Here is a 13,070-nt window from a genome sequence, read left to right on the forward strand (position 1 = left end):
AATCACAGCTTTTTCAATTTGTAGTATACCTCGTTGTATCTAAGCTCCTTCTTTAACTCTGTGATATCAGTCTTATCGTCAATAACTACTATCTCAATTCCAAACATGTCACTAAGGTCTTCAAGCTGTTCTGCAGTAACGGTGTAGCTCATACTTGAATGGTGCGCCCCGCCGGCAAGTATCCACGCGGTCGCTGCTGTTGCCAGATCTGGCTTTGGGACCCATAACGCCCTTGCAACAGGGAGCTTCGGCATGTCCTCGTCCTGCTTCACTACCTCTAGTTCATTGACTATCATCCTGAACCTGTCTCCGAACTCGACTATGCAGGCCTGGACTGCAGGGCCTTCCTTTGCATTGAATACCAGTCTCGCTGGAGGTTCTTTCCCTCCAATTGAAAGTGGATGCACTTCAAGGGAAGGTGTGCCGTCCGCTATGGATTCACAAACTTCTAACATGTGAGATCCCAGTTCCTTTATGTTCCCCGGTTCGAAATGATAAATGTAGTCTTCGATGAAGGAGGTTCCAATATCGATGCCTTCGGCCATCACTTTCATAATTCTTACAAGGGCCGCGGACTTCCAGTCACCTTCACCCCCGAATCCGTAACCATCTCTCATAAGTCTCTGTACAGCAATTCCCGGAAGCTGTCTCATCCCGTGGAGGTCCTGAAAAGTGGTTGTGAATGCTTTGAATCCGCCCTTTTCCAGAAACCTCCGGAGTGCGATTTCGATTCTAGCGGCTTCCCTTATAGATGCCTGAAAGACTTCTTCAGAGACTGTTGACTTCTTGATGGGATATTCCTCCAGATACCTATTCACGAGTTCCTCAGCTTCGCTTCTCTTGACTTGTTTGAAGTAGCCCTCTATATAGTCGCCAACAGCGAAACCATGAACTTCATAACCAAAGTCAATCTGAGCGTCGACCTTGTTTCCCTCAGTAACTGCAACATCTCTCATGTTATCGCCGAGTCTTGCAACCTTGAGTGTATGAGCTTCATTCCAGCCGAGCGCCGCCCTAATCCAGTCTTCCAGCTTCGATATGACCTTAGAGTCACTCCAGTGTCCTGCGATGACTTTGCGCTTGAGTTCAAGCCTTGCAGAGATGAAGCCGAATTCTCTTCCTCCATGTGCAGACTGGTTTGTGTTCATGTAGTCCATATCGATGGTATTCCAGGGTATCTTCTGCTCGAACTGAGTATGGAAGTGAAGGAAAGGCTTTTCAAGTGATTTCAGTCCGGCAATCCACATCTTCGCGGGTGAAAACGTGTGCATCCAGGCTATCAAACCTATGCAAGTTTTGCTGGAGTTAGCTTCATCAATTACTTTCTTTATCTGATCTGCATCCTTCAACACCGGTTTCCAGGCAATCTTTACAGGAGTTGAGATTGCATCGTTGAGTGCATCTACTAGTTTCTTCGAATTCTCTTCGACCTTTTTCAGTACTTCCTTTCCATAAAGCTCCTGACTTCCCGTTATAAACCACACCTCGAGGTCTCTAGTAATAGTAATCAGTCCTCCTTTTCGAAAAACAACCATTCTTCCAGAAGTTTGATGTCAGTTAAAGGTCCAGGTTTCAGACTAGGAATAATTTATAGCTTATGCTCTTTCTGTTTGCCGATCCTATCGGTCATAGGAGAGCTGTTGAATGATCAGGATCTCAGTGTGTATCTAATCTTTGACCATGAGTATCTCTCACCGCTTCCAGTCAAAAACAGATTGTCTGACCCCGGAGAGCATGGAGTGCCGTTTTACCGGCTGCTCCCAGCCGGAAGTGATTCCTCGCAGTCAAAATCTCTCCCGTCGCTTCGCTGATTCTTCACCATCACAGTCAGTTCTTAATTCTGTGTCTCAGGCCATGTAGCGTGAATCATTTCCTGGAGCTCTTGATCTTGTGCCCTCTCTTTGTGGGTGAAGACAAATCGAGGACTTTATGAAACCGACAGGATTACATACCAGTCACGACTGAACCATTGACATACTCTCTTGAAATAGTCTGGAAGACAAAAGTACCTTGACCAGTCAGCTAAAGCAGACAATTAACAGTCAGACTGACACTTGGTCATAGGTTCGGGCTAGAGTCACGATGAGACCGATGACTTGCTGTTTATGCTCCGTCCGGCAATTCGTCTCGGGACTGGATTCTCAGCTAAACATCCTGTCTTCTTGGCCCTAACCACTTACCCGTTCCTAGTGCATCTTCCACATTATCTCCTTCGTTTTTTCGTAGAGCTCTCGGAAAATCAAGTACTGTTTCTCGTAAACCCTCTGGTTTTCAGAATTTGGGCTTATAGGATCTCGGAACTTCACCCACTCCTTTATTCTTTCCGGCTTGTCTATCAATCCGACACCTAGCCCTGCAAGGAAGGCATCGCCAAACGGTGCTTCAACTAGACTGGATACCTGTCTCATTTTGTAACCGGTTATATCTGCAAAAATCCTGTTCCAGGCTGTTGATTTCGCAACTCCGCCAACTATCAAACATTCGTCGTCGAGCTTGAGTCCTGCCTTAATCCCGTTTTCTATATTATGTCTGAGAGCGTATGCAGCACCTTCCATGAGTGCCTTGTACATATGGGCTCTTGTGTGAACGAGCGTGACTCCAAAGAATACACCCTTCGCAAACGGATCCCAAATTGGCGACCTTTCACCCATGAAATAAGGAAGTACCACGATTCCGTCACTTCCTGCAGGAATCTTTTCAACTTCCATGTCGAGGAGCTGATATGGAGACCTGCCTGTCCTTCGTCCAACAGACTCTTCGCTGTCGGCAAACTCTTCCTTGAACCACTTGGCAAGCGCACCGGTAGTCGCCGAGCCTCCAAAAGAGTAGATTCTTTCAGTGTCGTTTACCACATATGGGAAGCTCACCAAACCAAACGGCAGATCCTTACCGTCATGTACGGTACCCCAGCAGGTAGAGGTTCCGACCATTGCAACGTGTTCGCCTTCTTCAAGCGCTCCGGCCGAAAGCTGAGCCACCGGGGCATCTATCCCCCCTGAGACCACAGGAGTTCCTTCGAGCAGGCCGCACAGCTTTGAGCTTTCGGCAGTTACTCTGCCGACGATATCACTCGACTTGACGATTCTTTCAGGAAGGTATTCAATGGGTATACCAAGGGCCTCACACATCTCTTTCGACCAGGTAAGTTTTCTTATGTCGAATACTCCGCCAATATTACCTGCCGAGGAGTAATCAATCGCGTTTTCACCTGTAAGCCGATAGATCATGTAATCCTTTGGTGTCACGAATTGATATATCTTTTTCCAGATATCCGGCCTGTTGTCTCTAAGCCACATTATCTTCGTGAATCCATAATAGGAATCCACATAGTTTCCTGTGATCGAAAAGATCTTGTCTTTTGATATGTTTTCCTTCACCCAGGAGGTCTGCGATGTCGCTCGTCTGTCCATCCAGATGAGACAAGGGTGCAGAGGCTTCATTCCCCTGTCAACAGGGATTCCCGACCCTCCATAAAGTCCGCTTATGGCCAGTGCAGCTATTTCCTTCTTCTCGACTCCCGACTTCTCAGACACTTCTTTTATGGTTTCGAAAGCTGCCTTAACCCAAACATCGGGCCACTGTTCAGCCCAGTTTGAACCGGGCTTAATGACGTCATATTCTCTCTGAGCTTCAACTAGAACCTCTCCTCTTTCATTCACCATCACACTCTTTGTTCCCTGGGTACCAATATCACATCCGATTAAGTACATACACATCACCTTCTAGATTTCGTCGATTTTATGCCTTAACCACGATTTTACCTCATCCAGTCCGGACTCGCCGGAGTCGAACTCCAGGCATTGTTGCATTTAAATGCTCACAGGACGACAGGCATTATACTCACTTGAATACCGGCAACACGATAGATTTACGGGCCACAAATCAGTTCCTGCTAGAATCAGGGCCAGCTTGATCTTCGATACAGAGTCCCGTCCTATTCTCAATTGAAAATTCCTTCTCTTCAAACCTCCAGAATGCCTTCTCCTCAGGTCGGAAAACTCTCATTGCCTTAACTTGTGCTGGAGGTAATCCTTTTTCAAAGGGTTATAGCTTTTCGTCCAGAGAAAACTCGATTACATTTGCCGACATCGGATCGAGCTTCACAGTCATTTCCGGAGAGCAGGAGGTCAGCTCTTTGCTCCCAAGTTTTATTCGCTCTGGATTTTCAAAATCATTCATTTCATCGGGAGCAGATCCCGTCAGAACAAGCTGGACGGCCCTCTTCTGGACTTCGATTCCCGAAAGATCGAGAGAGACTTCTACATCCTTCTGATAGTAGTTAATAAGGGCGACGCTCAAAATATTCTTATCTTCGTTATAGGTGGCCGATCCATCAACATAGGGAACTTCGCTGAGCTTGAAGCTGTTTCGGCCCTCGACGAATGTCTTAGAGCTTATTTCGTAAGTTTCAGAACCAATCGCCATGTCCAGGACAGTTCTTCCGGTATGATTCACAAATAGATCAAATGCATGATAGATGGGAGTCAGTACCATTTCGTCGCCCTTGGTCTTTATCATACCGAGCGCATTTACCATTTGCGCAAGATTGGCCATCTGAACTGTATTAGCCATACGATGCATCACAGCGAAAATCCCTGCCGCAAAGAGACCGTCTTTCAAGGCGTAGGGTTCCTCCAGAAGCACGATTTTTCTCTCGGCGCCTTCCCTTTCCGCGCTGATTTTGTACCAGATGTTCCATTCATCAAAGGAGATCTTTACGTGATCCAGACGCAGGTGTTTTATCAGCCCCTCCAGGAGCTTAAGCCTCTGTTCACAGTAGTAGACAGATGCGACGGTCCCAAAGTAGTCGTCGCAACCATGGTACTGGTGGATAGAGATGTAGTCTATCAGATGACCCGCGTGTTTCAACACGGTCATGTCCCAGTCGGGGTTATCGGCTCCAACTGCTATTACTTTAATCGATGGATCCACACCCTTCATGAACTGAGAGTACTGGCGGAGTTTTTCTGCGTACTCGGCCGCACTGCAATGGCCGACCTGCCAGGGGCCGTATACTTCGTTCCCTATTCCCCAGTACTTAACATGGTAGGGCTCTGGATGGCCATTTTCTCTTCTCATTCGAGCGAATTTCGTCGGGGTGTCTAGATTGCAGTATTCTAGCCAGGCCATTGCTTCGTCTAGAGTCGCCGTTCCTAGACTAACGGCCAGATATGGCTCGGCATCTATTTCGCGACAATACTCTATGAATTCATCAGTCCCAAATCTGTTTGACTCCACACCTCCCCAGATGTAATTCAGAAGTTGAGGGCGGTTTTCGAGAGGGCCTATGCCGTCTTGCCAGTGGTAGGCAGACACGAAGTTTCCGCCAGGCCATCTTAAGATGGGACATTTTATGTTCTTCACGGCGTCCATGATGTCCCTTCTGAAACCCCTAGAATCTGATTTTGGTGATTTCTCGTTATAGATGCCGTCGTAAATGCATCTTCCTAGATGCTCTGTGAAGTGACCGTAGATCATATTGTCAATCTTTCCGATCTTCCTAGGCCAGATTTTTACAGCTGTCTGCACTTTATTCCCTCCCCAGTAAATTAGATAATCACTCTATAAGCCAACTGCTTTCAATCTCAGTATCGTTATGGAATTTTCTGCAAAGGTAAAAGTAAACTTGTTTGATAGACCCGATAGATCATATTTCTTGGGCAGTACCTTGTTCGGGTTCTGGAAAGTATTTTCATCGAAGACGCTGTCGGACGTCATCAGAATGACTTCTGCCTGCCCCTCGATCTCAAGTGGCTCGCCAATTTCGACTCTGACCTCTTTCTCCTCGGGCCAAGGATTCACAATCTTTATGATTAAGTTCTCCGTTTCACGATCATACTCGCAGACGTGGTACAGCGACTTGAACCAGTAACCGATAACCTCGAGATTCTCGTCGGTAAGCTTAGAAGGTATTACTACATCTCCGAGATTCTCATTGAAGAGTTTCTGAACATGATAACTTGGTGTTCCATATACTCTTGTGTTGTCGAACCAGATGAGGTCCGGCGTCCACTGCGACCAGCCCGGCCTGTTGAATAGGGGCGCGTAAGCCGCCATTATTACGACGTCTGAATTTCGTTCAAGGCCAGTCATCAAAGCCGCTTCCGCCATTGCTGCTTGAAGGGTGTTCCTTGTCCCGGCCGCGTGGGCTGCGTATTCTCCAAGCATGACCTTTGGACCGGATCTGTCGTACTTGTCGTATCTATCTGTGTTCCTTAACATCCATTCCGGAACGGCATACATGTGCTCATCAAGAATTTCGACTTCGTTTTCTCTTGCCCATCTCCACGCCCGGTTGAATGAAGCTCCTTCATATGAAGGCGGGCCGCTGAAAACAATGATGATTTCAGGATACTTCGCTTTGACAGCATCTCTGAACATCGGGAAGCGATCATGATATTCCGTGCCCCAATTCTCGTTTCCTATACCAATATACTTGACGTTAAAGGGCTCGGGATGACCAAGCTCGACACGTTTCGAGCCCCAGAATGAATTCTTTGGCCCATTTGCAAACTCTATGAAGTCAAGAACATTAGAAATCCATTGGTCCATCTCATCTATCGGACAGTACTCGGCTCCCCGAACCTGACACGACATGCCCGAGTTGAAGATCGGTATGGGCTCGGCATCAAGGCGTTCCGACAGGAGGAGGTATTCGAAGAATCCGATGCCATATGACTGGTGATAGCCCCAGAGGTTGTAGTTTGCCTTCCTCTCTTCTACCGGTCCGATTGTATCCTTCCAGCGATAGGCGTTCTCCAGGCTGTCGCCTTCAACGAGGCAGCCGCCCGGAAACCTTATGAAGCCAGGCTTAAGCTCTTCGAGCATCTCTAGAAGATCTACCCGCATGCCGTTCCAGTTCTCTTCAGGAAAAAGCGAAATCATGTCCAGGCAGACCTCGCCGGCCCCTCTCAATATAAGTAAAAGCCTGCCATTGCTGCAGTCTTCGGGAATTACGAATTCGACCGAATACTTCTCCCATTCACCGCCGAAAGCCGACCCGAAGCTTGCTTCAACGATTTTGTTGCTCTTCTCATCCGTTAGTAGAACTGTTATTTCACCGCTGTATTCCGAATTGCCTCGAATGAACGCGGAAAACTCGTAGCGTTTTCCTTCCTTCAAAGGAATGCCGTCGTAACCGTTGTTGGAAAGCGATACTGATCTGTTTTCGGACTCAATATCAAAAGTCAAGTAATGGGGATTGTTCTCATTAAGCGGCAGGTCCGAGTCAACCGAGAAAGTTGCCTGGCAACCGGTTTCAAAGACTGCAAACCAGCCTTCGAGAGGATCTTTGTGTTCGAAAGATCGATTTCTTACCAACTCAGCGTATAGACCGCCATCTACTGCATGGTTTATGTCTTCGAAAAATACGCCGTAGAGGAAGGGACTTATCTCGGGACCGGGATTGCTGGGATCTATTGTCAGCACATGACCTGTATTCGCAACAAGAGTTTCCGGAATAAGAACCATCATGAGAACAAAGGTATATAAAATGGCGGCTGTTTTCATTTAGAGCACCCCATTCATTGCCCGAGAACAAGGGTGAATTCATTCTTCTCGCCCTTCTTAACGTCAATAATGAATGTCTCTGACATCGCTCCGCTTTCCACCGAGACTTCATACTTACCGGCAAAACCGTTGAAAGCCACTTTGCCCGAAATATCCGTCTCGAGACGGACAGAGGTTTTCCATTCTTCGTGTATAAGCTTCTTCAACTCATCAAAGATCGGTTTTATCGAGAGATCGTCGCGCAGGAATCCGCTGCCTGACTGCCATGCCCTGTAGAAATTCCAGTACGTTATTGCCTCGACCGCCGGATGGCTGAAGAAGACTTTGTAGAATATCCTGGCGATCTCGGCCTGTATCTCTTCGGCCTCACTTATAGAGACGTCGAAAGCGTCTATCACGGCCGGAAGAGGAATCTGAAACTCCGATATATGAATAGGTTTTCCCAGCTGAGCCAACTCGTCAATTGCAAGATATATGCTTTCCAAGGATCGCAGCTGACCAAGTAGATCCTGAGCAGTGAAAATGTGCGCTTCGGCTCCAATCACATCTATGGGAATTCCTTCATTTATGAGTTGCCGGGCTCTTGAAATGAAGGCTCGCCTGGTCCGCTCATTCACCAACACCCCGTATTCGTTTAGAACTGTAATGGCGTCGGGGTCGGTTTCCTTAACTATTCTAAACGACTCGGCAATATAATCCGAACCTATCGAGTCGAACCAGGGTTGAACAATAGGCTCATTAACGACATCCCAGTATTGAATGAGATCCTTGAACTCTTCGACTTCCCTAACAACTCTCGAAAAGAGATATTCCCGTACTTCTGCCCATTGACCGAGCTTTCCTTTCACTTCTACCCAGGCGGGCACACCTACGCTCGGCGGATTCCCCCAAACAAGTGTATGACCCTTAACCGGGACTTCGTTTTCACCCAGCCATTGGGCGATCTTCTTAGAGGCCTCGGCCAACCGAATTCTTCCTTCTGTGGACTCATAGTCTGCCCAATAGAAGGAGGGAAGAGTGGCGAAGTTGAAGAGCTCAAGATACAAACGCTTATATTCCTCGAGATCTTCCTCGGGCAGTGGTCTGATCCCGAATCTCCTTCCGCGGTTGTAACTGGTTTGAGCGTAAGCGTAAAGCAGGTATTCGGGAGCATTTCCGAAGTAGAACTCATGTGAAAGTTGTTTAGCGGACACCGAAATGCTGTCTAATTCTTCTCCGTCTCTATCTACGATCTCTATCTCAACCTGTACTTTTCTGTCCGTCTCTATCCTTTCTTCGAAAGTGCTTACATCAATATCGATAGGCAAGACACTACCTCCAAAAGATAGACTGCAAACAAGCAAGCCCAAGATCAACAGAAGACAAGTCCTTGGGGTCATTGCTGACTCTTCTTCTCCTATTTTCCGAAAAGACTTCAGTATTTTAGACATGGCATCTACTCCTTTCCAAGAGATCCCAGGGAGATTCCCTTCATCAAGTATCTGTGGAATGCGATGAAAATTATCAGAGATGGGGCGACAGAGAAGAAAGCTCCTGCCATCATAGGCCCAATACCTCTATACGGGTCTCCCCATCCCGCGCTAAACCTTATTAGTGCAATAGGTAGTGTGAACTTATCTGCTTTGCTTAGAATGAGCAGTGGCCAAAGGAAACTATTCCACGAACCCAAAAAGGTCATTAATGAAAGCACTAACATTGCCGGCTTAATATAAGGAATCACTATGCTTATTAGGAACCTGAACTTGGAGCAGCCGTCTATCCAGGCCGCGTCCTCCAGCTCTTTGGGAATATCTAGCATATATTGCCTCAAGAGGAAGACGCCAAACGTTCCTCCAAGGCCTGGTAAGATCAGAGCGAGATAGGAATTTGTTAATCCCATTCCGTTAATTATGAAGAAGTGGGGTATCAGAAACAGCACTGCTGGAAAGGCCAGGACCGCAACATACATCCAGAAGATGAACATTCTTCCCCTGAACCTCAGTCGAGACAACGCGTACGCCGCGGGGACTGAAAGCATTAGAGTAGCCAGAGTTGTGCTCACAGCGACAATCACGCTATTTAATGTCGCCTTTATTAGCGAAAGGCCTCCCGAGGGTGCAAAGATTATTTTGTAGTTCTCGAGTGTTGGGTTATTGGGTATCCATTGCGGGGGAGTTTCAATCACAGCAAGTGTGGTTGACTTCATTGAAGTTGACAACATCCAGAAAATTGGCGCAAACCAGAAAGCTGCAAAGGCCCAGAGAAAAACAGTAATAATCGCTGCAGTCACTCGTTTGCTGAGCTTTTTCTTGTTTTTCGCAACTGTAGAAGCCATTATCTCACCCCTCCGTCGATCGTATCGATTTGGTGACCAGTACAAGTTGAATCACAGCAAAAATCAGTACGATCGCAAATATATACCAGGAAATCGCTGCGGCTCTTCCGAAATCCTGTCTCTCAAATCCAACAAGGTATAGGTAATAAACCAGAGTACGTGTAGTTCCGGCCGGCCCCCCACCGGAGAGAATGTAAGCCTGATCAAAGAGTCCAAAGGCCAGTATGGCTTGTCGAACAACGTCGAAAAATAGCACGCTCTTGATCCAGGGCAAAGTGATATATAAGAATCTTTTCCACGGGCCTGCGCCATCTAGTTTTGCCGATTCGTATTGTTCGGGGGGAATTCTCTGCAGGGCTCCCAAGTAAAGCAAAATGCTGAACCCCACAATCCACCATACAGTTACCAGGATAATCACTCCCCAAGCAACTGATGTGCTGCCAAACCATGAAACCGCGTTGTTTATCGCGCCAACCTTGTTGAGATAGTAATTTGCTAATCCAGAAGGAAAAGAAGCGAAGATCCACTTCCATGAACTAAGAATACCTACAGAACCAAAGAATGCCGGTGAAACAAATGCAATTAGAAGCCATAGTTGGCCAAACCTCTTCTTCTTGAGAATGTGTGCAAAGATAATGGCAACGATTATCGTGAGTGGAACACTGATTATCGCAAAAAGCACTGTGTGCTGAACCGTGGGCCAAAATCTTGAATCATTCCACGTTCGAATGTAGTTGTCAAAACCGACAAACACGTTATCCTTGAGAAGACTCCAGTTGAAGAAACTAATTACGAGACCGAAAACCAGTGGAACCACAACAAATAGAGCGAAGAAGAATAGGTGAGGGAGAAGGAACAACCACGATCCTATCTCCCTGCGGAATCGTTTAGGTGATTTTGAATGTGATTGTGTCAATTACTCCTCCTCCCTTCACCAAGTAAAGCGATTACTTATCTGCGATTAGTTTCTTGACCAGTAGTCGTCAAGAATTTCCTGAACGGCGAACGAAGCTTCCTTCATACCAGCTTCCGGAGATATCGAGTGCAGCACCAATATTTCCTCAAGGTAGACTGCTATTTCGGCCTCGATTTCCGATATCAGCGGGAACATCTGGAACTGTCTTACGTATTCGGAATCCTGAGATACTGCGTAAATGTGAGGCAGTCTCTCTTTCAACTCCTGACTCTCGGCGAGTGATTTTCTTGCAGGAGTCTGTCCCGCTTCGTACCAATCAATCGCGTGGTCCCATAGATACTTGATGAATGTTGTCGCGGCTTCAAGTGTCTTAGGATCTTCGACCATGACTCTTGGCATTGCCAGTACGTGAGAACCTCCAAATACGGCCTTGGTGTTGCCTAACTGAGGAGCTACCGCATAACCGAAATCCTCACCCAGCTGTTCCATCCAGGGCTTAATGGTCCAGATACCGGTTATCAATACTGTACTCTCCCCGGACTGGAAGGACACGCCTGGGTCGGCTACCTGCATGGGAAGAATACCCTTGTCCTGCATCTCGAGCATCAGCTTGCAGACTTCGATTCCGGCTTTCTCGAATGCCGGCTCCTTAAAGTCGTCTGTCAACACTTCTCCCCCGTGCTGCCAGAGAAGGTGGAACCAGATCCATGTCCAGGCAGGGTTTTCGTAGTATGGAGTAAGTCCTGGAGGTGTAATGGGAATTAAAGCTTCCATTGCGGAAATAAACTCTTCTCTTGTCTTCGGCGGGTTGTCAGGATCGAGACCGACCTTTGCGAAGTTTCCTCTGTTGTAGGCCATGTAGAACAGCCATATGTCCATTGGAATACCGACGATTTTACCATCTACTACAAGTCCGTCGAGAACACCCGGGAAGATGTCGTCAGTGTCAATTCCATACTTGTTAAGCCATTCTTCCGCTGTGAAGCCCTTGAAGTGTTCCAGATAGAGAGGCATGTCGAATTTCCTGATGAACATGATCTCTGGGGCAGTCTTGGATGCAATACCCATCGAGAGCTTGTTCTTCATATCAAGAGAAGACTCTACCACAACATGGACGACTTCAATATCCGGATGTTCGGCATTGAACCTCGCAACAATCTCATCCATGTAAGCGCCGTCAGCTCCGGTAAGCGGCGTCATCATCGTAATAGTAACACCGAAAGAGAAGCTAACAGCGACAACCAGCGCAAGTGCCAGAAACATCAACTTTCTCATTTGTTTCACCTCCTAATAAAGGTAAACGTTTGATAGTCGAAAAAGAACAGATCGCAGTCAGGTGTTCACTCTTTAGCTTGTCATATCACCCCCCAAAAGAGTGGATTGTTTCAATCTGTCAGACCTCTAAACAATTAAGATATATCTTCCGTGAATGAGTGTTTGGTATGAGTTGGATTCGAGAGTCAAGGCTTAGACGAATGCTGATCGGAAAACATTTATATGTACGTACCTAGTTGCAAAACAGAAAGTTCCTCACAAATCACTTCCGCAAAAAAGTCTGTTCCGAATGCTCCAAAGCCAAAAAAATCGATGATGTTAAGAGAAGAATCAATTTACGATCATATTCTAGCAAAACATCGAATGGCTCACCAAATTGAATTATAGACATTCTGCGATGATCAGAGCCTGACTTCGCCCGATATCTTTCTCATTCGTTGCTCGAACACCGAAAAGATCGGTTCTCTTCGATTTCTTTCGTGTTTTCATGAAGTAATGTCCGTACATATATAGAGCAGAGAATTCGAAAAGGAAAGAGAGATTGCCTGTGTCGAGCTGAATATTTCTTTGGAGTCGTGGGTTCAGTAAGCCGGTCGTTCAGCATCATTTTGATTCGCTCAACGCTTAACGCTGTGAAGAGTCGTCCTTAGTCCTTCGTCCCAGATCATGGACCCGTCCTCCGATAAGATCAAAGACCAGATCCTGACCAAGAGCACGTCAGGATGACCAATTGAGTTAGTTCATGCAACCTAACGTCCTGCCCCTAGAAAGGTTCTCCCTCCTGGCGAAGCCAGCGTTACGTCCCCGGATGGTTGGGGGTGAAATCCCCCTGGGCTACTCACCGTGCCAAGTTTGAACCAAAAGAGTCAAATGACGTCACGACTAAGAAAGATCCATTCTTCGAAAGACCCTCTATATACTGATAAAACCACTTGGTCCGTCAAGGGTTCAACGTCCTCCGCGCGTGAGAGCGGAAAGAAGGGTTCTAGGTTCCTATGCTTCGCGTCCAGGTTCTTGGTTAGGAACCGCGTCTGAGAGTATGTAAAAAAGATTGTG

The 13,070-nt window shown here is 46.9% G+C and carries 8 protein-coding genes; all 8 read right to left on the bottom strand.

All coding sequences use genetic code 11. The annotated features are described in order from the left end of the window. Positions 1 to 2: 2 nt before the first annotated feature. Positions 3 to 1,535: an L-arabinose isomerase gene (gene araA / locus V512_RS10515; RefSeq protein WP_099830419.1), complete on the bottom strand. Its 1,533-nt coding sequence runs from the start codon at positions 1,533 to 1,535 to the stop codon at positions 3 to 5. Between the two features lie 651 nt (positions 1,536 to 2,186). Continuing rightward, complete coding sequence (locus tag V512_RS10520) at positions 2,187 to 3,710, bottom strand: FGGY-family carbohydrate kinase (RefSeq protein ID WP_099830420.1); 1,524 nt, start codon at positions 3,708 to 3,710, stop codon at positions 2,187 to 2,189. A 334-nt stretch (positions 3,711 to 4,044) separates the two neighbouring features. Further along, complete coding sequence (locus tag V512_RS10525) at positions 4,045 to 5,529, bottom strand: alpha-L-arabinofuranosidase C-terminal domain-containing protein (protein WP_099830421.1); 1,485 nt, start codon at positions 5,527 to 5,529, stop codon at positions 4,045 to 4,047. A 33-nt stretch (positions 5,530 to 5,562) separates the two neighbouring features. Further along, the gene (locus V512_RS10530) at positions 5,563 to 7,509 is read right to left on the bottom strand and encodes an alpha-L-arabinofuranosidase C-terminal domain-containing protein (RefSeq protein ID WP_099830422.1); all 1,947 of its coding nucleotides are present in this window, start codon (positions 7,507 to 7,509) and stop codon (positions 5,563 to 5,565) included. A 14-nt stretch (positions 7,510 to 7,523) separates the two neighbouring features. After that, positions 7,524 to 8,816: an endo-1,4-beta-xylanase gene (locus V512_RS10535; RefSeq protein ID WP_243392385.1), complete on the bottom strand. Its 1,293-nt coding sequence runs from the start codon at positions 8,814 to 8,816 to the stop codon at positions 7,524 to 7,526. 128 nt (positions 8,817 to 8,944) lie between these two features. Continuing rightward, the gene (locus tag V512_RS10540) at positions 8,945 to 9,823 is read right to left on the bottom strand and encodes a carbohydrate ABC transporter permease (protein WP_099830424.1); all 879 of its coding nucleotides are present in this window, start codon (positions 9,821 to 9,823) and stop codon (positions 8,945 to 8,947) included. Positions 9,824 to 9,827: 4 nt separating this feature from the next. Next, a complete protein-coding gene (locus V512_RS10545; RefSeq protein ID WP_099830425.1) occupies positions 9,828 to 10,739 on the bottom strand; it encodes a sugar ABC transporter permease in 912 nt (303 codons plus the stop codon). A gap of 45 nt (positions 10,740 to 10,784) precedes the next feature. Then, positions 10,785 to 12,014 carry an extracellular solute-binding protein gene (locus tag V512_RS10550; protein WP_099830426.1) on the bottom strand — a complete coding sequence of 410 codons (1,230 nt, stop codon included), beginning with the start codon at positions 12,012 to 12,014 and terminating at the stop codon, positions 10,785 to 10,787. Positions 12,015 to 13,070: the final 1,056 nt, after the last annotated feature.

Origin of the sequence: Mesotoga sp. Brook.08.105.5.1 (assembly GCF_002752635.1) — a bacterium.
In the GTDB taxonomy this organism is placed as follows: Bacteria; Thermotogota; Thermotogae; order Petrotogales; family Kosmotogaceae; genus Mesotoga.